This is a genomic window from Glycomyces sp. MUSA5-2 (genome assembly GCF_037034145.1).
GTDB classification, from domain to species: Bacteria; Actinomycetota; Actinomycetes; order Mycobacteriales; family Micromonosporaceae; genus Glycomyces; species Glycomyces artemisiae.
Genome location: NZ_JBAGKG010000004.1, coordinates 236,613 through 257,804, shown reverse-complemented (window position 1 = coordinate 257,804; position 21,192 = coordinate 236,613). Strand labels below are relative to the sequence as shown.

General features: G+C 72.8%; 17 protein-coding genes. 10 read left to right on the top strand and 7 right to left on the bottom strand.

Going from position 1 to position 21,192, the window contains the following annotated elements; translation table 11 throughout:
• Positions 1-10 precede the first annotated feature (10 nt).
• Together WA640_RS14885 and WA640_RS14880 are read right to left on the bottom strand one after the other, a co-directional pair.
• Positions 11-2,257, bottom strand: coding sequence for a hypothetical protein (locus tag WA640_RS14885; protein WP_335988629.1), 2,247 nt, complete (start codon positions 2,255-2,257; stop codon positions 11-13).
• A gap of 14 nt (positions 2,258-2,271) precedes the next feature.
• Positions 2,272-3,642 (bottom strand): hypothetical protein, encoded by a 1,371-nt coding sequence (locus WA640_RS14880; protein WP_335988627.1) that lies wholly within the window; start codon positions 3,640-3,642, stop codon positions 2,272-2,274.
• Between the two features lie 169 nt (positions 3,643-3,811).
• Here WA640_RS14880 and WA640_RS14875 point away from each other — a divergent pair, with 169 nt between their 5' ends.
• The 3 genes from WA640_RS14875 to WA640_RS14865 all read left to right on the top strand — a co-directional run bounded on the left by WA640_RS14875 (position 3,812) and on the right by WA640_RS14865 (position 7,004).
• Entirely contained in the window at positions 3,812-4,795 is a 984-nt protein-coding gene (locus WA640_RS14875) for a hypothetical protein (RefSeq protein ID WP_335988625.1), read from the top strand.
• Positions 4,796-5,112: 317 nt separating this feature from the next.
• Positions 5,113-6,369: an MFS transporter gene (locus WA640_RS14870; protein ID WP_335988623.1), complete on the top strand. Its 1,257-nt coding sequence runs from the start codon at positions 5,113-5,115 to the stop codon at positions 6,367-6,369.
• Complete coding sequence (locus WA640_RS14865; protein WP_335988621.1) at positions 6,369-7,004, top strand: hypothetical protein; 636 nt, start codon at positions 6,369-6,371, stop codon at positions 7,002-7,004. The genes WA640_RS14870 and WA640_RS14865 overlap by 1 nt, the downstream gene beginning before the upstream one ends.
• A gap of 67 nt (positions 7,005-7,071) precedes the next feature.
• Here the strand turns inward: WA640_RS14865 and WA640_RS14860 are convergent, their stop codons facing one another.
• Positions 7,072-9,540 (bottom strand): tetratricopeptide repeat protein, encoded by a 2,469-nt coding sequence (locus tag WA640_RS14860; RefSeq protein ID WP_335988619.1) that lies wholly within the window; start codon positions 9,538-9,540, stop codon positions 7,072-7,074.
• A 185-nt stretch (positions 9,541-9,725) separates the two neighbouring features.
• Between WA640_RS14860 and WA640_RS14855 the strand changes: the two genes are divergently transcribed.
• From WA640_RS14855 to WA640_RS14845, 3 genes are read left to right on the top strand one after another with little or no spacing between them, the layout of a single operon-like run.
• Entirely contained in the window at positions 9,726-10,907 is a 1,182-nt protein-coding gene (locus WA640_RS14855) for an NAD(P)/FAD-dependent oxidoreductase (protein WP_335988618.1), read from the top strand.
• Positions 10,904-11,833 carry an RNA polymerase sigma-70 factor gene (locus WA640_RS14850; RefSeq protein ID WP_335988617.1) on the top strand — a complete coding sequence of 310 codons (930 nt, stop codon included), beginning with the start codon at positions 10,904-10,906 and terminating at the stop codon, positions 11,831-11,833. The genes WA640_RS14855 and WA640_RS14850 overlap by 4 nt, the downstream gene beginning before the upstream one ends.
• 32 nt (positions 11,834-11,865) lie before the next feature.
• Entirely contained in the window at positions 11,866-13,428 is a 1,563-nt protein-coding gene (locus WA640_RS14845; protein ID WP_335988616.1) for an FAD-dependent monooxygenase, read from the top strand.
• Here WA640_RS14845 and WA640_RS14840 read toward each other — a convergent pair.
• Positions 13,416-13,856 (bottom strand): hypothetical protein, encoded by a 441-nt coding sequence (locus tag WA640_RS14840; RefSeq protein ID WP_335988615.1) that lies wholly within the window; start codon positions 13,854-13,856, stop codon positions 13,416-13,418. The two genes, WA640_RS14845 and WA640_RS14840, sit on opposite strands and share 13 nt — an antisense overlap.
• A 277-nt stretch (positions 13,857-14,133) precedes the next feature.
• Here WA640_RS14840 and WA640_RS14835 point away from each other — a divergent pair, with 277 nt between their 5' ends.
• A complete protein-coding gene (locus WA640_RS14835; protein WP_335988614.1) occupies positions 14,134-16,320 on the top strand; it encodes an NACHT domain-containing protein in 2,187 nt (728 codons plus the stop codon).
• A gap of 43 nt (positions 16,321-16,363) precedes the next feature.
• Here the strand turns inward: WA640_RS14835 and WA640_RS14830 are convergent, their stop codons facing one another.
• Both WA640_RS14830 and WA640_RS14825 read right to left on the bottom strand, forming a co-directional pair.
• On the bottom strand, positions 16,364-16,792 hold the full coding sequence (locus WA640_RS14830) for a GNAT family N-acetyltransferase (RefSeq protein WP_335988612.1): 429 nt from the start codon (positions 16,790-16,792) through the stop codon (positions 16,364-16,366).
• Positions 16,793-16,843: 51 nt separating this feature from the next.
• Positions 16,844-17,404, bottom strand: a complete 561-nt coding sequence (locus WA640_RS14825) for a TetR/AcrR family transcriptional regulator (RefSeq protein ID WP_335988611.1) — start codon at positions 17,402-17,404, stop codon at positions 16,844-16,846.
• Between the two features lie 92 nt (positions 17,405-17,496).
• Here WA640_RS14825 and WA640_RS14820 point away from each other — a divergent pair, with 92 nt between their 5' ends.
• The 3 genes from WA640_RS14820 to WA640_RS14810 all read left to right on the top strand — a co-directional run bounded on the left by WA640_RS14820 (position 17,497) and on the right by WA640_RS14810 (position 20,714).
• A complete protein-coding gene (locus WA640_RS14820; RefSeq protein WP_335988610.1) occupies positions 17,497-18,339 on the top strand; it encodes an alpha/beta fold hydrolase in 843 nt (280 codons plus the stop codon).
• Between the two features lie 164 nt (positions 18,340-18,503).
• Complete coding sequence (locus WA640_RS14815; RefSeq protein ID WP_335988609.1) at positions 18,504-19,517, top strand: alpha/beta hydrolase; 1,014 nt, start codon at positions 18,504-18,506, stop codon at positions 19,515-19,517.
• A 51-nt stretch (positions 19,518-19,568) separates the two neighbouring features.
• Entirely contained in the window at positions 19,569-20,714 is a 1,146-nt protein-coding gene (locus WA640_RS14810; protein WP_335988608.1) for a helix-turn-helix domain-containing protein, read from the top strand.
• On the opposite strand, the gene WA640_RS14805 is transcribed toward WA640_RS14810, so the two are convergent.
• Entirely contained in the window at positions 20,684-21,175 is a 492-nt protein-coding gene (locus tag WA640_RS14805) for a hypothetical protein (protein WP_335988606.1), read from the bottom strand. The genes WA640_RS14810 and WA640_RS14805 overlap by 31 nt on opposite strands.
• Positions 21,176-21,192: the final 17 nt, after the last annotated feature.

Sequence of the window (21,192 nt, the reverse complement as noted above, 5' to 3'; positions counted from 1 at the left end):
TCCCGGGCCGTCAGACGCGCTGGCGGATCTGGTCGATCCGGGTCCGCGCGTAGTCCTGGAGGTTCGCGTCGTTCCGCTTGTGGGCGTTGCGGCTCAGGGTCTCCAGGTGCTCCAGGGTGCCGTCGCGGTCGCCGAGGAGCAGGTAGCACTCGATGAGCAGCTTCCGGTTCTCGTCGGCCGCCGACGGGTCTTCGAGGTCGCCGCGTTCGCGCAGGTCGTCGAGGAGGTCGGCTTTGACCTCCGCGGCGTCGGCCGCGTCGTCGAGGCGGCCTGCGGCGAAGTAGCCCTTGGCGAGCCAGTGCCAGTGGACGGCGGGCACGCCGCTGTAGCGCTCCACGGCGATCAGCTCCTCCAGCGCGGGGACGGCCTCGGCTTCCCGGCCCTCGGCGAGCAGGCCCCGGGCCTGCGCGAACCCGTAGCCCGCCCGCACTACAAGCGGTGTGCCAGCAGGGAACCCGGCGATCCGCTCGTCGACTTCGCGGCGGTACGCGGCCGTCGTCCCCGCTTTGGCATGGGCGGCCTCAAGGTAGGAGAACGCGTGGACCGCCTGCGCGGGCCAGTCCGCGTCCAGCGCGGCGTCGCGCATCGTCGCGGCCAGCGCGATGACCTGCTCGGACGGCAGCCCTTGCTTCACCGCGAGGTGCACCTGGTGGCCCGCGACGACGGCGACGACATAGGGGTCGCCGGATTCGGCGGCGTCCTCGGCGGCGCGGGCCAGCGCGCGGTCGACCTCGTCCGGCTCCAGCCCCGTCATGACGTTGGCGTACGCGAACTCGGCGCGCGCGATCGCGCCCGGGTCGGGCAGTTTGCGCAGCAGGTCGCGCATCTGGGTCACCAGCGGCACCGCGTCGTCGATCCTCCCGTTGTCGGCCATCCACATCGCGGTGTCGCACATGCAGAGCGCGAAGCGGACCCAGTCCTCCTCGTCCTGGTACCGCCCGGCCGCCTCGTACAGCGCGGTCCCCTTGTCCGGTCCGCCGCGCAGCAGCGCCTCCAGGTGCGCGCGGCGGGCGGCCAGGTGCGCGGGCGGCTCCCCGAGCGCCAGGAGGTGGTCGCCGACGGAGGTGCGCTGGTCGCGGTCGAGGTGCCGCTCGGCTCGGGACAGGATCTCCTCGGGCGGCAGGTCCTCGGGGATGCCGTGGGTGAACCGGTAGTGCGCGGCGCTCATCCTGACGTCGGCGACGGGCCGCGCGGCGAGGCGGGCGCGGACCCGGTCGCCTTGGGACGCGGTGCCGTTGCGCGCGTCGAACCGGGCCGCGAGGTCGAGTGCGATGCGGCGCATCCGTTCGAGGAGCCGCGCGGCGTCGACGTACTCGTCGTCGCCCTGCTGCGCCCAGCCGATCGGCTCGTCGCCGCGGCCGGCCTCGACCATCTGCTGCATCAGCACCGCCGTGGCGGCGGCGAAGTCCATCTTTCCGGTGGGCCGGTTCAGGGTCGGGAAGCCCCACATCATCCTGCTGAGCGTTTCGAGGCCCGCGTCGAGGTTCCCGGTGAGCGCGCAGAACTCGATGAGCTTGCCGCTGTACTCGTAGCGGTACACCTCGCGGGTGATGCCGCGGCGGGCGAGGCGGAAGGACCGCCGGGCCTCGGCGTGCAGGCCGAGCCGCGCCAGGGGGAGGAGCATGTCGATGTGCACCGGAACCGGGGGCTCGTCGAGGGTCCGCGCGCCGGACAGCGCCGGGGCGGCTAGTGCGTGCGCCGCCGCGTCGTCGCCGCGGTCGACGAGCCGGTCGACGTGCGCGGCGAGGTCCCACATGCGCGCTGGGTCCGGTCCGCCCGCGGCGGTCCACTGCCGGAAGTACTGCTGCTCCTGCTCCCGGTCGGCGGCGATGTGCGCGACGGCGCGGCGCGTCGCGTACACCTCCGCGAGGTTCGCGCCCGCCGTCCAGAAGCGCCCTTCGACGTCGTCGAGCGCGGCGTAGATCTGGGTCAGGCTGAAGACGGGGAACTCGGCCATCGACCGGATGATCCAGCAGTACCAGGAACGCAGCGCGGCTTCTTCGGCCGGGCCGAACTCGTGCCTGCGGTCGTCGTGCTCGGCGAGGCAGCGGGCGAACAGCGGAAAGGCCCGGTCCCATTGCCGCCCGACGCAGTAGGCGTTCGCAAGCGCGTGCCGGGCGACGAAGGCGAGCCGGGCGAAGCCCCCGGCCTCGGCGCCGCTGACGACGTCCTCCAGCTGCGCCTGCTGTATCTCGAAGTCCTCCACCGCCTGTGCCGACTCCAGCGCGGCCCACAGCCGGGGCTCCTGGTGGATCATGCGTCTCCTCTGTTTCAGTTCGAGCCGGCGTTCTTGCCGACCTTGACGTAGCGGGGGCCGTGGAGCGCCGGGCCCCGCTTGGCGCGCAGCACCTGGCCGTCCTCTCCCGCGGACCAGGAGGGCCGGGTGGGCCAGCGGCGCATCAGCTCGTTCCGGAGCTCCCGGCCGCGCACGTTCGCGATGCCGTTGCCCACCAGCGCGGCGGCGAACAGGCCCGCCGAGACGGCCACCACCAGGAGCGACTCCTCGCGATAGACGGCGAAGACGTCCTCCGAGCCCAGGCCCTTGCCTTCGCCGACCATGTACGCGGACACGCCGAACACCAGGCCGACCCCCGACAGCGCCGCGCCGACCAGCGCCAGCGGGTGCATCCGCCGCTGGGCGTGGTGGGCGAGCAGGTCCTCGGCCGGGCGGCCCCCGCGCGGCTCGGCGAGCTTCGCGAGCAGCTCGGCGCGCTCGGCCCGGCGCCGCCGCCAGTCGACGAGGACGCCGGCGACCGCGAGGAGCGCGGCCAGCGGCAGCAGGACCGCGAAGACCACCAGGCCCCCGGCGAGGAGGCGCTCGATGAAGGAGTTGTAGGTGACTTCGTCGCACTGGGCGCCCGGCCTGGGGGCGGTGCCGCAGCGCATCGTCACCGACGCCTGGAGCGCCACGAACCCCAGGACGAGGAGCACTGCGGCGGCGAAGAGGAGCCGCTCCGCGGGCGTCACGTAGAGCAGCCGCTGCTTGCCCGGCGACCGGAACGACCGCTTCCAGGCGGCCGCCTCGTCGCTGGAGCTCCAGTTCGCGGCGATCAGGGCCTGTCGCCGCTCGTGCGCGGGCGTGAGCCATTTCGGCCCGGCGAAGCCGAGCAGGGCCATGAGCGCGGCGTAGCCGATGAGGAGCCAGAAGAGGAGCACGTCCTCGGAGCTGTCGCCCTCGGCGACCGCGATGCCGAGGCCGATGATCCCGAGGATCCCGGCCATGGCCGCGTTGCCCCATCCGAAGATCGTCAGCTGCGTCGCCGGTTCGCGCGTCACGGCGACGATCTGCTCGGGCGAGGGCACCTCGTACCGGGACGCGCCGCGGGCGGCGGCTTTGACGAGCGCCCGGGAGGTGGTCAGCTCCCGCAGAAAGGTCGCCAGCGCGAACGCGGCCCATGCGGCCAGGGCGAACGCCATGATCATGCCGGCGCTCATGCGCGCGAGGTCGTCGATGGCGTGTTCGAGTCCAGGGTCGTTGAACAGGTGCTCCTCGGCGAGGATGGCGCCGATCATCATGAGGATGAAGGCCGACGCCAGTCCGATGAGGAGTGCGATCAGGGTGCGGACACCGGTGCGTGCGACCTCGCCGCCCAGACCGACCGGGTATTCGTGCCAATGCCAGGACCGGCCGTCGTCACCCACCGATGAACTCCATTCCCCGAGACGATTTCCGCCGCATCGTACGAAAGGCCCGCCACCGCCGCCCCGCCGCGGGGCGCTCTTCCATCGGATTCCAGCGGATTCCAACGGCCGCTTGCCGACCGCCCCCGTGCAGGGGAGGGTGCAATCGTCTGGAGAGAGGACCCGTGACATGCCCCTGCGCAAGCCGTCGCGTCGGCGGTCGACCTGGCTGCTGTGCTTCTGGGGCGGCACGGCCGGCGCGTGCGCCGGTCTCGCCGCCTATCTCGTCCTGCTGGCCTTCTCCATCACGGGCGAGGCGTACTGGCTCGCCGCCTCCGTCCTGCTCGCCTTCGGATTCATGCTGCGGCAGACGGCGAAACGCGCGGTGCGTTCGCTCGAACGGGGCGAAGCGGTGACGATCGAGCACGTCGGGCCCGCGGCGGCCTCCTTCATCGAACGGCGCGGCCCGCTCTCCCCGCGGCTCGGTCTCGGCAGCGCCGATCCCGAACCCGGGCTGCACCGGCACGTCCTGCGCGGCGACATCGCGCTCATCGCGACCGGCGCGCTCGTGATCATCCTGGCCCTCGCCGCCTGCACCACGGTAAGCACCGCGACCGGCGCGCGGCAAGGCGAGGAGGAGGGCCCCTATTCGACCGACCGGATCCCCGAGTACTACCTGAGTCCGTGCGGCTACGCGGGCTACCCCACCACAGCTGCACCGAGGTACGACGGCCCCGGTCCCCACCCGATCGTGGCCTCGCATGACCCCGAGCACCACACCGACACCTCCCAGAGGCTGTACTCGGACGATTTCCCCGAGGAGTGGCTCGCCCCGGTCGCCGAGCTCGGGTTTCCCGACGTCGAGCGGTCGCAACTGGTGATCTGCCTGACCGAGATCAGGCGGACCGGCACCGAGCCGATCATGCGCTGCGACTACGTCCACATCGTGCTCGACCTGTTCCCCGCCGCTTACACGTTCGAGGTCCGCGAGACCGCCAGCGGCAGGTCGATCGGCGAATTCGACGTCGAAAGCGACGACGGAGGCGACGCGCCGTGCCCGCAATGGGTCAAGTTGTGGCCCGCGGAGGACAACGAGCCCGCCGGGGTACTGCGCACCTGGGACGCCGACGCGCTCATCGACGCCGCGGCGCCGTTCGTGCTCGCCGACCTCTGACCCCCCGCCAGCCGCGCACCCCCTGCGACACCGAACCGTGACGCCGCGGCCGCACGGCTCCGAGCGCCCGCCTCCCGTCGATTGCAACGGATTCCAACGAGTCCTTCCGCTTCGGCCCTCCACTCAGTTCAATGGGCTGCGGCCGAGCGCCCGGGACGCCTCCCGGCCGCTCCGCCGCAGGAAAGGAGATTGCGATGCGCGACCGCGAATACCGCCGCGACAGCGACTGGCACTGACCAGGCCGCGAGTCCATCCGCTGGGGCCGGACACGGCCGGCCCCAGCCCCCTCCGCCGCGACACCGAAACCGAGGAAGCCCATGCCCGAGCGAACCGCGCGGTACCGCGACGTGCTCGCTATCGGCGAGTTCCGCGTCCTGTGGCTCGCCCAGATCCAGTCCCGCATGGGCGACCAGTTCGCGCGGGTCGCGCTCGCGCTCCTGGTCTTCGACCGCACCGGGTCCGCGGCGGTCACCGCGCTCGTCTACGCCATGTCGCTCCTGCCGCCGCTCATCACCGCACCGCTCCTCGCCGGGATCGCCGACCGCCACTCCCGGCGCACCGTCATGACCGTCACCGAGCTCGTCCGCGCCGGCCTCAGCGCCCTCATGATCATCCCCGCCGTGCCCCTCCCGCTCCTGGCGCTCCTCGTCCTCCTCGTCACCTGCCCGCAGCCGCTGTTCTCCGCCGCCCGCACCGCCACCACCCCGCGAGTCCTCCCCGGGCGGCTCTTCCCTGTCGGCCAAGCGATCATGAGCAGCACCGACAACATCGCGCAGATCCTCGGCTTCACCCTCGGCGGCGCCCTCGTCGCCGCTACCGGCAGCCCGCACCTCGCGATCGCCGTCAACACCCTGACGTTCGCGCTGTCCGCGCTCATGCTCCGGACCGGGCTCGGGCCCCACCTGCCCGACCGCGACGGCGTCGCCGAAGAGCGGACCCGCAGCGGCTTCGCCCTCGCGGGCATCCGCTACGTCGCCGGCGACCGCCGCCTCCTCGGGCTCGCCGCGCTCACCTGGCTGTTCGGATGCTTCGTCGTCCCTGAGGCGCTCGCGGCGCCCTACGCCGCGCAGATCGGCGCCGGACAGGCCGCCGTCGGCTGGCTCATGGCCGCCGACGTCATCGGCGCCGCCGTCGGCATGCTCCTGGTCGCCCGCCTCGGCCCGACCGCCCGGCGCCGACTCACCGTGCCGCTCACCGTCGCCACCGGCGTCCCCCTGGTCCTGACTCTCACCGCGCCGAGCCTGCCCGTGACGGTGGCACTGTGGGCGCTCTCGGGCCTGTTCGGCTCCTACATGGTCCTCGCCCAGACCTCGTTCATCGAATCCGTGCCAGACGGCATGCGCGGCAGGGCGATCGGCTTCGCCGCGGCCGGGCTCCAGACCGCCCAGGGACTCGGCATGGCGCTGGCCGGGCTCCTCGCCTCGGCCCTGTCGCCCTCGATCGCCGTCGCCGCGTGCGGGGCGGTCGGCGCCGCGGCCGGGCTCGCGATCGGCCTGCACGCGAGGATCGGCCGCGACCCCGCCACCGACCGAGACCCGGCGCCCGCCACTACGACAGTAGGGAACCCCGCATGATGCCGCCGACCAGAACCGCCTGGAACGCCCCGTCGCCGCTTCCTCCGCCGCCGCAGCCGCACCGGCGCCTCTGGGCGGGCGGCGCCGCGGTGGTCGCCGTCGTCGCGATCGCGCTCACCGCCATCCTGGTCGTCGTGTGGCAAGTGAACCCCACCGGAAGCGGCTCGGGAGCCGAGGTGCTCGCCGACGAGACCTGCGCGGAGTTCGACACCGACGGGTACGCGCCCCTGTTCGGGACCGAACCCGGTTCGTCCGAATCGGACGGCTACACCTCCGGCGGCATCGGCAACCTCACCTGCACGTGGTACCACGAGGGCGCGGACGGCGCGGGCCTGGCCGTCGACGCCTGGACCGACGCCGACTCGGCCGCCCAGTACTGGCTCGACGAGAAGGCATGGTGGACCGAGCAGGCCGACGCCGTCAGCGACTTCGACGGCGCCGGGGAGTCGGGTTTCCTGTACGTGCAGGGGGAGGGCGAGGACCAGCAGAAGCGCCAGATCACGTTCGTGACCGGCCGCCTCACCATTTCGGTCTTCTGCTGGATCGACCCGGCGCAGCAGTCCCCGGAGGACGCCGACGCCTACCTCCAAGACCTTGCGGCCCAGGCAGAGCAGATCACCGCCTCGATCGCCTGAGCACGGGGACCGCACGGTCGACGGCTGGCCCCGCCGCGAGATGGACCGGCGCCCAGGGCATGACCGGTCACTCGGGCGCTTCGAGCTTGGCGCGGACCTCGTCGGCGACGGCGTGGCCGAGCTCCTCGAAGAGCGCGAGCGATTCGCTCCACGCGGCGCGCGCGGCGGCGCGGTCGCCCGCGTCGGCGTGGACGTCGCCGATGCGGTCGAGGGTGCCCGCGGTCTCGAACGGGCGGCCGAGGGCCCGGAACTCGGCGTTGGCGCGGCGGTACTCGGCGATCGCGGCGTCGTGCTCGCCCCCGGCGTGGCGGATGTAGCCCAGGGTGTCGAGGGTGAGCGCGGCCCCGCCGCGGTCGCCGAGCTTCTCGAAGACGGCGAGGGCCTGGAGGCACGGCTCGACGGCCTCGGCGGCGCGGCCGAGATGGGCGAGGTGCCAGCCGATCTCGTTGAGGGCGCGGCCCTGGCCGCCGAGGAAGCCGCGGTCGCGGTCGATGGCGAGGGCCGTTTCGGCGCAGGCGAGCGCGGCCGCGTAGTCGCCGACGTGCTCCTCGATGGCGGCGAGGCTGTGGAGCACGGCCGCCTGGCCCGCGGCGTCGGCGTCGGCGCGGTGGAGGTCGAGCGCGGAGCGAAGATGGGTGCGGGCCTCGTCGACGCGGCCGTCGCGGATCGCCGGGTGGGCGACGAAGCGGTGGCTGCGGGCGATCGCCTCGGTGTCGCCCGCGCGCTGGGAGGCCTCTAGGGAGAGGCGGGCGAGTTCGATCTGGCGGCTCCATTGGCCGCGGTCGCCGAGGACGTTCGCGGCGGTCCAGGCGAACTGCCAGACGTCGGCGTCGAAGCCCGCCTCGGCGGCGTGGGCGGCCCCGGCGAGGAGCCCTTCGAGTTCGTCGTCGATCCACCGCGCCGCGGCGTCGTAGTCGTCGAAGACCTCGGGTGTGACGCCAGGGGCCAAGGGGCGCGCGACGATCGGGTCGCGGCCGGGTTCGGCGGCCATGGTGGCGGCGATGCCTCCGGCGCGCCAGTGGTCGAGGCCGCGGCCGACTGCGGCGCGGCGGTCCTCGGCGGTCTCGTGGCGGTCGGCGAGCGCGGCGGCATGCTCGCGGAGGAGGTCGTGGAAGGCGTACCGGCCCCGGTCGTCGACGGCGAGGAGGTTGGCCTGCGCGAGCTCCGACAGCAGCGCGCGGGCGCGCTCGATGGGCTCGGCGACGACGCTGGCGGCCCACGCGGGCGCGAAGTCCGGGGCGCGGTGGAGACCGAGGAGGCGGTAGGCGCGCTGCGCGCCGGGGCTGAGGCGGCGGTGGGAGTGGTCGAGGGTGGGGGTGACGGCGGTGGCGGGGTCGTCGGGGCCGGTCGCCAAGGCCCCCAACGCGAGGTCGGCGGTGTAGTCGGCGAGCGAAGTGCGCCGCGGGTGGTGGTGGGTGAGGTAGTCGGCGGCGGCGATCTGGATGGCGAGGGGGAGGCGGCCGCAGCGGTCGGCGAGGGCCTGGACGTCGGCGTCGGGGACGTCCTTGGTGGCGAGGCGGCCGAGGAGGTCGCGCAGGAGGGCGGTGGCCTCGGTGTCGGCGAGGGCGTCGAGGTCGAGGCGGGCGAGTCCGGGACTGGTGACGTCGAGGCCGGTCAGGCGCCCGCGGCTGGTGACCAGCGCGAGGCAGCCGGGCGCGGCGGGCAGGAGCGGGCGCACCTGCGGCTCGCCGTGGGCGTTGTCGAGCACGAGGAGGACGCGGCGGTCGGCGAGGATCCGCTGGTACAGGGCCGCTTGCGCTTCGGTGTCGGAGGGGAGGCGGCGGGGGTCGACGCCGAGCTGGTAGAGCAGGCGCAGGCGGGCGGTGTCGGCGTCCACAGGAGGCCCGGCGCTGTAGCCGTGCAGATCGAGGTAGAGGCAGCCGTCGGTGTAGGTGGCGCGGGCGAGCGCCGAGCGGGCCCACTGGACGGCGAGGCCGGTCTTGCCGACGCCGCCGATGCCGGTGACGAGGACCAGTGCGGCGCGGTCGGCGAGGGCGCGGTCGAGGCGGCGGAGGGCGGCCCGGCGGCCGGTGAAGGAGCGGTTGGCGGCGGGCAGGGCCCGGGCGTCCCAGGCGGCGGGGTCGTCGACGTGCAGCGAGGTCCCGGTGAGGCGGCGGCGGACCTCGTCGAGCTGGACGCGCTGGTGGATGCCGAGGCCGAGCGCGGGGTTGGACAGGAGCAGGTCGAACCGGTCGGGTTCGTCGGCGGCGGGCGGGGCGGGGAGGTGCTCGCCCTTGAGCCAGTTGTAGACCGTGCTCATCGAGACGTGCTCAGTGGACGCAGAGAGTTCGCGGACGGTGAGCCCGGAGTCGGCGATCCGGGCGCGCAGCCACGCGCCGAGCTTCACCGGCGTGTCGAGGTGGTCGAACTCCCCGGCGGCGGCGGGCGGCCGGTGCCCGGCGGCGGCGAGCCAGGCGCGGACCTGGCCCGCACCGACCCGCAGCTCGCGGGCCACCTCCTCGGCGCTGAGCCGGTGGTGCTCCATGTGCGCGGCGAGCCAGGCCGCGAGCCGGGCGGCGGTGTCGGCAGGGGGCATGCGTCCTCGCTTCCGGTGCTTGCGTTCCAACGTATTCCAATCATGCCTACCCCTCGACCGCGATCGGGGGTTGCATCAGACCACCGGCGGGTCCACCGGGGCCCGGGCCCGCCGCCTCCGAGTGGGACGGAGGTGATGCGCGCCATCCCGTGTCACGCCTTCACGCGCGGCGGTGTCTTGGGGGCATGAACGAACACAGTGCAACCAGGAACGTCGTCGTCATCGGCGGCGGATATGCAGGGACGATCGCCGCGAACCGGCTGCGGGCCAGGGACGACGTGCGCGTCACGCTCGTGAACCCGCGCCCGCAGTTCGTCGAGCGGCTGCGCCTGCACCAGCTCGCGGCGGGCACCGGCGAGGCCGAGATCGACTACGGGACGCTGCTGGGCGAAGGCGTCGAACTCGTCGTCGACAAGGCCGAGCGCATCGACGCCGGCGCTCGCACGGTGCGCCTCGCCTCCGGCGGCGCGCTGGCCTACGACTACCTCGTCTATGCGGTCGGGAGCACCGGGGCGACGCCCGTCGCGGTGCCCGGCGCGGCCGAGTTCGCGTACGACATCGCCGAGCTCGAACCCGCGCGGCGCCTGCGCGCCGGCCTCGAAGACCTGCCGCTGGACGCGCCGGTCACCGTCGTCGGCGGCGGGCTCACCGGCATCGAGATCGCGGCCGAGCTCGCCGAGCAGGGACGCCGGGTCGCGCTCGTGTGCGGCCGGGTCCTCGCGCCCTACCTGAGCGGGCCGGGGCGCCGCTACGTCGCCAAGTGGCTCAACAAGAACGGTGTGACGGTGATCGAGGGCGACAACGTCGCCGAGGTCCGCGCCGACGCCGTCCGCCTCGCCTCCGGCGCCGAATACGCGAGTGCGCTGACGATCTGGACGGCCGGATTCGCCGTCCCCGACCTGGCCGCGGCGAGCGGCCTGTCCACCGACGGCCTCGGGCGGCTCCTCACCGACGAGACGCTGACCAGCGTCGACGACGACCGGATCGTCGCGGCCGGGGACTGCGCCGCCCCGTCGGGGCAGGCGCTGCGCATGAGCGGGTACGCGGCCGGGCCGCTCGGCGCGCGGGCCGCCGACACGGTGCTCAGCCGCATCGCCGGGACCGAGCCGGCCGTGATCGACCTCGGGTTCACCGGTGCCTGCGTGAGCCTTGGCCGCCACGACGGGATCCGGCAGATCGGCCGCAAGGACGACTCCATGACCGGCCTGTTCATCGGCGGCCGCCTGGGCGCGTTCATCAAGGAGGCGACCTGCCGGTTCGTGGTCGCCAAGCGCATCCGCCTCGAAGCGCGCAAGCCTGGCACGATGATCTGGATCAAGGGCGGCCCCCGCGCCCTCGAACCGGTGGCGGAACGGAGCAGGGCATGAGCACCGAAGGAGCGCAAGCGTACGACGCGGCGGACGCCGACGAGCACGCCGAGCGCTTCACGGCGCTGCGGCCGCTGCTGTTCACCATCGCCTACGAGATCCTCGGTTCCGCGACCGAAGCCGACGACGTCCTCCAGGACGGCTACCTGCGCTGGTCCCGAGTGGACCTCGCCGAGGTCCGCGACACCAGGTCGTACCTGGCGAAGCTGGTGACCAGGCAGGCGCTCAACGCGCTGCGGGCGAGCAGCCGCCGCCGCGAGGACTACGTGGGGCCCTGGCTGCCGGAGCCGCTGCTGCTCGACGAGCGCGATGCGTCCGCGGACGCGGTGCTGGCCGAATCGGTGTCGATGGCGATGCTCGTGGTCCTCGAAACCCTCACCCCCGACGAGCGCGCGGTGTTCGTCCTGCGGGAGGTCTTCGGGTTCGAGCACGGCGAGATCGCCGCGGCGGTCGGGAAGTCCGTGGCGGCGGTGCGCCAGACGGCGCACCGCGCCCGGGCGCACGTGCAGGCCCGTCGGAAGCGCTTCGCGCCCTTGGACACCGAGGCCGAGCGGATCACCGAGCAGTTCATGGCCGCCACGGCCACCGGCGACCTGGACGGGCTGCTCGCGCTGCTCGCCCCGGACGCGGTGTGGACCGCCGACAGCGGCGGCAAGACCACCGCGGCCCGCAAGCCCGTCGTCGGCGCCGCGAAGGTCGCCGCCGCCGTCCTCGACATCTTCCACAAGCGACGAACGGAGTCGGATCTGCGGATCGAGACCGTCACCTGCAACGGCGCGCCCGCCATCGCCGCCTACATCGAAGACCGCCTCGAAGGCGTCTTCCTCCTCGTGGTCGCCGCCGGGCGGATCACCGACTTCTACGCGATCCGCAACCCCGACAAGCTCCTCGCCATGACCGGCGTCCACCGCATCAGCCGCCGGTGAACCCCGGCCACGCCTCCCAGAACGGAACCACGATGACCGACAACAAGACCGGGACCCGGCCCCAGGTAGTGATCGCCGGGGCCGGGCCCACCGGGCTCATGCTCGCCTGCGAACTGCGGCTCGCCGGAGTCGACGCGCTCGTCCTCGAACGCGACACCGCGCCCCGCACCGTCGAATCGCGCGCCGGAGGACTCCACGCCCGCACCCTCGAAGTCCTCGACCAGCGCGGCCTGGCCGACCGGTTCCTGGCAAGCGGGCAGCGGCGGCCCGGCGCGCACTACGCGGGCCTGCCGCTGGACCTCTCCGACCTGCCGACCCGGTACCCGTTCCTGCTGTTCCTACTCCAGTCCGAAGTAGAGCGACTGCTCGCGGAGCGGGCAGCCGAGACCGGGGCGGCGATCCTGCGCGGCACCGAACTGACCGGCTTCGCGCAGGACGAGGACGGCGTCACCGTCGACCTCGCCGACGGCTCGCGCCTCCGCGCCGACTACCTCGTCGGCTGCGACGGCGGCCGCAGCACCGTCCGCCGCCTCGCCCGCATCGGCTTCCCCGGCACCCCCGCCACCATGACCGCCATGCTCGGCGACGTCCACCTCACCGATCCGCCCGAGCGCGACGTCTTCCAGGAGCGGCGCGAACACGGCTCCTTCTCGGTGCTCCGCTTCGGCCCCGACTGGTACCGGGTCATCACCAACGAGTTCGACCACGTGCGCGACCGCGACGACCCGGTCACCCTCGACGTCCTCAGCGCGACCATGCGCAAGATCGCCGGGACCGACTTCGGCATTCACTCCCCGCGCTGGCTCTCGCACCACGGCGACGCCGCCCGCCAGGCCGACCGCTACCGCGACGGCCGGGTGCTCCTGGCCGGGGACGCCGCGCACGTCCACTTCCCCGCGGGCGGGCAGGGACTGAACACCGGCGTGCAGGACGCGGTCAACCTCGGCTGGAAGCTCGCCGCCGTGATCCGCGGTCAGGCACCGGAATCGCTGCTCGACACGTACGGGGCCGAACGCCGTCCGATCGCCGCCCGGGTCCTGCAGAACACCCGCGCCCAGACCGCGCTGTGGCGGGTCGACGACCACACCTCCGCGCTGCGCGAGACCATGGCCGACCTGATCGGCATCGCCGAGGTCCGCACCCGCCTCGCCGCCGAGATCACCGCGATCGACACCAGGTATCCGATCGAGGGGTCCGACAACCTGCTCGGCCGCCGCATGCCCGACCTCAACCTGGAGCACGGCCGCGTCTACGACCTGCTCCACAAGGGCCGCGCCCTGCTGCTGGACCTCGGCGGCCTGCACGGACTCGAAGCGGCCGCCGCCGGATGGACGGACCGGGCCGACCTCGTCCGGACCCGCACCGCGCAAGGCGCGGACTTCAACGCGCACGCCGTGCTCGTCCGCCCCGACGGACACGTCGCCTGGGCCGCCCGCACTCGCGACCGGCGCGACCTGGACGCGCTACGGGCCTCCCTCACCACCTGGCTCGGCCCCGCCAATACCCCTTCGAGCAGGGCTCGGGACAGCGGCGGACGGGCCCCTGCCGCGAGCGCACTCGTCCGCGGCAGGGGCCCGCGGGGTCAGAATCCGTAGTTCGGGGTGTAGATGTCGGGGCGGTGGGCCGGATCGGCGTACACCTGCACGGATGCGTAGCTCTCGGCCGAGTCGGGGGTCTTCTCGGTGTACGTGTAGTTCTGCCAGGTGCTGCTCGTGGTGGTGAACACGACGGCGTTGAAGTCGCCCTCCTTGAACCGGACCTTCGCGGAGTATCCGTCGCCGGGTCGGAGGTCGCGGAGCTGGCCGTGGTACACGCCGTTGCCGTCGCAGGTGCCGACGACCTGGCGCTCCTGCGCGACGGCGACGCCGCCCTGATAGTGGGTGATCGTGAATCCGCTGGCCCTGCCTTGGCAGGCGGCCTCGGCGGGCGCGGCGGAGATGAGCAGTGTCCCCAGGAGGGCGACGGCGGATGCGGCGGTCGCGGCCAGTATTCGTGTGAAGAGGACGCTCTTGAGACGTCGCATGTGGATCCTTTCGTGAACGCTCTTGCGGATGAGCGTGCTTGCACACGCCATTCTTCGGCCGCCGAGAGCGGTGCACCAGGCGAGCGGCAGGCAATCCACCGGCAGGGCCACGAGCCTTGCGCGCCGTGTGCGGGCAACGCCTCGTCCGAGGAGTACCGATGTGCGGCAACGAGCCCGAGCGCCCCGGCTTGTCCGAGTCAACGCCGTCGCGAGAGCGGCGACGGCGGTCCCGGTGCGATAATCGGTGTGCCCGCCTCCCGACCCCTTGGAGGGCTCCTTGCTGCACGCCCTGGTCCGGCTCGGCCCGCTCAACAACTTCCTCGCGTTCATAGTGGCCGCAGTCTCGGCGTATCTGGGTTGGCGTGCCGCAGGCCCGCCGACGTTGACGGTCCTCGCCTGCCTCGCGGCGGTCACGGCGTTCGTGGGATGGATACTGTCCCTGCACCAGGAGGGGAAGGCCCGGTCGGCGAGCGCTGACGGCACCGCACGGGACCTGGCGAAGCTCCTGGCCCGCCAGTGGAACACCGCGGCCCGGCAGCGGGGTCTGGCCGACCCGTCGCCGATCCCTGTGGCGTGGAAGGCGACCGCGCGTCCGATCGCGCCTTCGGACGCCGATGTGGCGGGTGCGGCCGCCGCGTCCGGCCCCGCCTGGGAGTCGGGCACCGCCGACGACATCGCCGAGCGGTGGCGCCGCATCCCCTCGGGCCGCCTGGTGATCCTCGGCCCGCCGGGCTCCGGTAAGACCTCGCTCGCGGTCCTCCTGGTGTGCCGCCTCCTCGCCGGTCAGGCGGCGACCGGCGGCCCCGCGACCGGCGGCCCCGTCCCGGTCCTGCTCGACCTCGCAGGCTGGAACGCGCGCGCCGACCGGCTCGACACGTGGATCGCGCGAACGGTGGCCGCCGAATACTTGAAAGGGCACGGCAAGGCCGGACCCGACCGGGTCGCCGACCTCATGGAGGAAGGACGCCTCCTGCCGGTCCTCGACGGCTTCGACGAACTGCCCGCGACGATCAGGTCGCAGGCGTTCGCGGCGCTGAACGACGTGTTCGACGAGCCTTCCGGGGCGTCGCTCCCGCTGGTGCTGACCTCGCGGATCGACGAGTACGAATCGGCGGTGGAGGCGGCCGGGCGCCCGCTGGAGCGCGCGGCGGTCGTGGAGATCGCCCCGGTCACCGCCAGCGAAGCGGCCTTCTATCTGCCCGGCGGCGAGATCGCCGCGCGCAACCGGTGGACGCCGGTGACGGAGGCGCTCGCGGCCGATCCGCAAGGGCCGCTTGCGACCGTGCTGTCGACACCGCTCAACCTCTACCTGGCCCGCACCGCGTACGACGATCCCGCGTCGAATCCCGCCGAACTGCTCGACCAGGCCGACGCCGCGTCGATCGAGCTCCACCTCCTGGGCGCGTACGTGCCGGCCGTGTACGGGCGCAAGCGCAGCGCGCTGGCCGCCATGCGGCTGCGCCCGTATCCGCCGGAGGAGGCCCGGCGGTGGCTGGAGCACCTGGCCTCCCATTGCGAGCGCTTCGGCACCAGGGACCTCGCATGGTGGCAGCTGCACCGGTCGGTCGACGCGGTCCGCCTGCACCTCGCGGCACTGGCCGTCGCCGCGGTCGCGACCGTGCTCGTCACGGTCTTGGAGCATGTCCGGTTCGGGAGGACCGACGGTTTCCCCTACCTCACCTTCATGCTGTCCATACTGGTCCTCGTGCCGTCGGCTTCCCTGGTGCTGGCCCTGGCGGAGCGGCGACGGGTGGCCGACCTGCCGCTGGTCGGGTACGTCCACCTGACCGACCGTCTCAAGTGGATGAAATCATGGGCGGCCGTCGCGCATGGCGGTCTCGTCTTCACATTCTGGATGGTGCTCATCGAGTCGTGGGGGCAGGTCACGGGAGAGCCGACCGCATGGGACCTGGGACCGGTGTCCGAGATCGGGATCGCGGAGCTGCGCCGCTCGTTCGCGAACGGGGGTGCCGCGGCGTCCATGGCGTCGGTCGCCGTCGCCATCGTGCTCCTGCTCGTGTCAGGGCGGTTCTTCCGCGGTTTCGAGCGGCTGCTCCGGCGGACGGCCCGCGAAGCGCAGGTGGTCGACCAGCATCCGACGCCCGCCCAGATGCTCAAGTCGTTCCACGTGACCGTCCTGGGCTACACGGTGATCGCGAGCGCGATCTGGAGCGCGATCGCGCTCGTCGAGCCGACGGTCCCACCGGGCGGCCGAGCGGTCGCCGTGGTCGTGGCCTTCATCGAGATGACGGGCCTGCTCTGGCTGGTCTACGCGCGCATCACCGGGGTGTGGTCGTTCGCGATGGCCTGCGTCGTGCTCGCGGGCAGCGGGCTCGGTCCGCTGCGGCTCATGCGGTTCCTCGACGACGCCGCTCGACGCGGCGTACTCCGGCAATCGGGGCCCGTCTACCAGTTCAGGCACGCCAGGCTCCAGGCGCACCTCGCCGAGCGCACCTGGGACTGACCGGGGACGGCACGCGGCGGGTGCCGCCCGTGCACCGCAGGCCCTAGTCGAGCTCCAGTGCGAAGTGGAAGGCCCTGATCGTCAACCGCTCCCGCATGTAGAAGCGGTGGGCGTCGAGTCGATGTGTTCCCGAGTCCAGATGCAGTGCGTTGCAGCCGAGTTCACGCGCTCGCCGCTCCAGGTATTCGAGGAGCGCGTGGCCGACTCCGGTCGAGCGCGCCTCGGACAGCGTGACCAGGTCGTCGACGTAGAGCATCCGGAGCCGGTTGGTGTTCGCCACCGTGCGCCAGCCGGCTACCCCCACGCAGCGGCCGTCCGAGTAGGCCCCGGTGAACCGCAGCCCCTGGCCGTGCCCCTCGTCGTATACGGCGAGGAGGTCGTCGACGCTCAGGTTCGGGCGCAGCTCTCGGAGGACGGGCAGCAGTTCGGCCGTGAGCCGGGCGTCACCGGGCTCGATGTCGATGATCTCCACCGGAGGATTGTACGCAGGACCGGCCCTGAACGCGTGCCGTGCGGCGGTCGGTCAGTCCAGGGCGTTGGCGAGGAGGGCTTCGGCCGCGGCGCGGGCGTGGGCGGCGGCGTCGGGAGTGTTGGCGATCGCGGCGGTCGTCTGCGCTCCTTCGGCGAGGATGGTGATCTGGGGGGCAAGGGACGCGGGGGCTCCGGCCTCGTCGACCAGCTGCGCGACGTAGGCGCCGAATGCCTCCTTCTGCTCGCGCACGGTCCGGCGCACCTCCTCGGAGCCGCCGCTCAGCTCGCCGTAGAAGTTGATGAACGCGCACCCGCGGAAGTCGGGTTCGCGGAACCACGCGTCGAGGAAGTCGAAGACCGCCAGCAGCTTCTCGCGCGGGGTCGCGGCCCGCTCGGCGGTGGCGGCGATCCCGGCGTCCCACACCTCGCGCCGCCGCTCCAGCACGGCCACGATGAGGTCGTCCTTGGAGGGGAACAGCCGGTAGATGCGCTTGAGCGAGACGCCGGCCTCGGTGCGGACGGCGTCCATCCCGACGGCCTGCACCCCGCAGGCGTAGAAGAGCCGGTCGGCGGCGCCGACCACCTGTGCCCGGGCCGCGGTGTCGTCGATCATATGGGAACCCCTTGCGGTGAGAACGATCGTTCTCTAGAGTAGTCCACATCAGCGGAGAACGATCGTTCTCCATCGGGAAAGGGACGAAGACCATGGGCACCATCACCGTCGGCACCGAGAACAGCACCCCGATCGAGCTCTACTACGAGGACCAGGGCTCCGGGCAGCCCGTCGTCCTCATCCACGGCTACCCGCTCGACGGGCACAGCTGGGAGCGCCAGACCCGCGAGCTGCTCGCCGCCGGCTACCGCGTCATCACCTACGACCGCCGCGGCTTCGGGCAGTCGAGCAAGGTCGGCACCGGGTACGACTACGACACCTTCGCCGCCGACCTGAACACCGTCCTCACCGAGCTGGACCTGCACGAGGTCATCCTCGTCGGCTTCTCCATGGGCACCGGCGAACTCGCCCGCTACGTCAAGAACCACGGCCACGAGCGCGTCGCGAAGCTCGCCTTCCTCGCCTCGCTGGAGCCGTTCCTCGTCAAGCGCGACGACAACCCCGAGGGCGTCCCGCAGGAGGTCTTCGACGGCATCGCCGCGGCCGCGCGCGGCGACCGCTACGCCTGGTTCACCCAGTTCTACCAGGACTTCTACAACCTCGATGAGCACCTGGGCTCGCGCATCAGCCAGGAGGTCGTCACCGCCAACTGGAACACCGCCACCGGCTCGGCGCCGGTCGCCGCCTACGCGGTCGTCTCCTCCTGGATCGAGGACTTCCGCGCCGACGTCGAGGCCGTCCGCGCCGCCGCCAAGCCGACCCTGATCCTCCACGGCACCAAGGACAACATCCTGCCGATCGACGCCACCGGCCGCCGCTTCCACCAGGCCGTGCCCGACGCCGAGTACGTCGAGGTCGAAGGCGCCCCGCACGGGCTGCTGTGGACCCACGCAGAGGAAGTGAACGAGGCGCTCCTGACGTTCGTCCGCTCTTGACGGATCGGGATGCCACGGCTCCGGCCGTGGCATCCCGGCTGCGGGAAGGCTTCGGTGCCGTTCTGGCGGGTGGAGCGAGTGGACTTCCCGCCATCTGCGGGTGTCGCGGCGCCCGTTCGCCGTTCGAGGATGGGGGATCAGCGATGCACGCGAAGGAGTGGACCATGACCGATACCGCGGCCGAAAGCATGCTGGGGCCCGTCACCACGCGGCCCCCGTTCGACCCCGAACTCGCCCCCGCCGAGAAGATGCTCCGGGCCGGGCCCGCCGGCACGGTCCTGACGGCGGAGACGCTGCCCGCGTTGCGAAACGGCATGCCGGAGGTCGAGGCGCCCGGATTCCCGGAGCCCGACCTGACGGCGGGCGGACGCGTCCGAGTCGAGGAGCGCCGCGTCCCCGGCCCCGACGGGGCGCCGGAGATCACGCTGCTCATCCTCAGCCCGGCCAGCGCGCGCGGCCGGGTGGGCGGCCTGTTCAACATCCACGGCGGCGGGATGATCGCCGGGGACCGGCGGTCCGGAGCGGAACTGGTCCTGCCGTACGTCGCCGACGGGAACGCGGTCGCGGTCTCCGTCGAGTACCGGCTCGCCCCCGAGCACCCCGACCCGGCGCCGGTCGAGGACTGCTACGCCGGGCTGGCGTGGACGGCCGAGCACGCGGACGAACTCGGCATCGACTCCGACCGCCTCATCATCGTCGGCGGCAGCGCGGGAGGAGGACTGGCCGCAGGGACCGCGCTCCTCGCCCGCGACCGCGCCTTCCCCCGGTTGAGCCACCAGATCCTCATCTGCCCCATGCTCGACGACCGCTTCGCGACCCACAGCAGCCGCATGCTCGACGGCGAGGGCGTCTGGGACCGCAACGCCAACCTGTTCGGCTGGACCTCGCTGCTGGGGGACCGGCGCGGCGGGCCCGACGTCTCGCCGTACGCCGCCCCCGCCCGCGCCGAGGACCTCTCGGGCCTGCCGCGGACCTACATCGACACCGGTTCGGTCGAGGTCTTCCGCGACGAGATCCTCGACTACGCGACGCGGCTCTCACAGGCAGGCGTCAACGTCGACCTGCACATGTGGGGCGGCGCGTTCCACGGCTCCGACATGATGGCGGCGCACGCCGCCGTCTCGCGCGCCTCCGTCGCGACCCGCGACGAGTTCATCCGGCGCGCGCTCGAAGCCTGAACCGGAGCTAACCTTCACGTTCAAGCACCAAGGTCGGCGCGGGAGGTTGGCGTGCGTGAGCTCATCGGCAGGCTGGAGTCCAGCGACGACCCCGCCGTCGCCGCCCTGCGCGTCATCGACCACTTCGACCGCCTCGTCCAGGCGCGGGCCACGGCAGCGGCCGTGGTCCGCGCGACGGCGGCATTGGCGGGCTGCCCCGCCGGACTGCACGACGCCGAAGCCGGCAGCGTCAGGCGATTCGACCCCGAAGGCAGGCCGCTGCCGGAGACCGAGCACGCCTCGTCGGTGCGGCTGGCAGTGCCGGGCCGCATCGGCGCCTGGGTCTGGCTCGAACGGCCCGACGCGACCACCGGACCGCTCGACCCGCTCCTGCTGGAGCGCGCCGCGCACACGATCCAGGCGCTCAACCGGCCCGCACCGCACACTCCCGCCACACTGGTCCGGGTCGCCTGCGACCCCGATGCCGCCGAGCACGACCGACGCAACGCCGTGCGGGCACTCGGCCTCCCCTCCGATGTGACCGTCGTCGTCGCCACCGCACCCTTCCCCGCTTTGCCCCTCGCGGCGGCGATCGGCCGGTACACGGTCGCGCTGGCCCCCGCACCTGTGGCCTTCCCGACCGACCTGCGAGCCGGTACGGCCCTTGCCGGCGAACCGCTCGATCTGCCTACCGCCGTGGGGCGAGCCGCCATCGCGTTTCGCCTGACCGACCGCGTCGGCGGGCCCGGCGCGTCCGTGGTCCGGTACGAAGGCCTCGGCGCCGTCGCCGCACTTGTGGAACATTTCAGCCCACCGGACGCCGCGGCGGTCCCGGACGTGCAGCGTCTGAACCAGGCCCTCGCCACCCGCCCCTGGATCATCGACACGCTCCAGGCCGCGCTTGACCAGACCAGCCTGCGCCAAGCCGCAGACCGCCTGCATCTGCACCATTCCACCCTCCAAGAACGCCTCGCCTGGCTGGAGTCCCGGCTCGACCTCGCACTAGCCAAGCCGGGAGGACGACAGCGAGCTGCTATCGCCCTCGCGCTCTGGCGCATCGCCCGCAGCGAGGACCCCGGCCCCGAGGCGCAGTTCCAGGGGTACGACTACGACCGCGACGGCAAGGCAGAGCTCGGGTCAAGACCGCGGACAGCTGGGCGAAGCTCTTGCGGCGGCCATGTCAATGCTCAGGAAACGCAGCCGGATTCGTCGACATAGGACCGGATCGCCGCTCGCGCACCCTCGACTTCTGGCACGTTCCAGATGTCGTAGGCCTCGGCCAGCGAACCGCCGTCGTCGACGACCCCGGAGATCGCCGTCCCCGCTTCCGTGAGCACCTGGACGTGGGCTGCGACGTCCTCGGGCACGAGCTCGGCCAACTCCTGTCTGGCCGCGGCGAGGGTGTCGGCCCCGGACTGCGTATCGACGCTGGGGACCATGTCCTCCGCGAGGCCCGGTCCCTGCTCGGTGTAGTCGGCGACGAGTGCCATCGACAGCGCCGCATGCGCGCCGAGCACGGTCCCGAGTTCACTGCAGGGCAGGTCCTCCGGCACCCATGCCGGAGTCGCCGCCTCGGATGCGGCCGGCTCATCGGCCCACGGCCCCTCGTTCACGCAGGCACTCGTCAACACAGTCGCGCCGAGCACAAGCACCGCGGTGAAAAGTCGCTTGCAGTTCATGGGAGAAGGCTAAACGA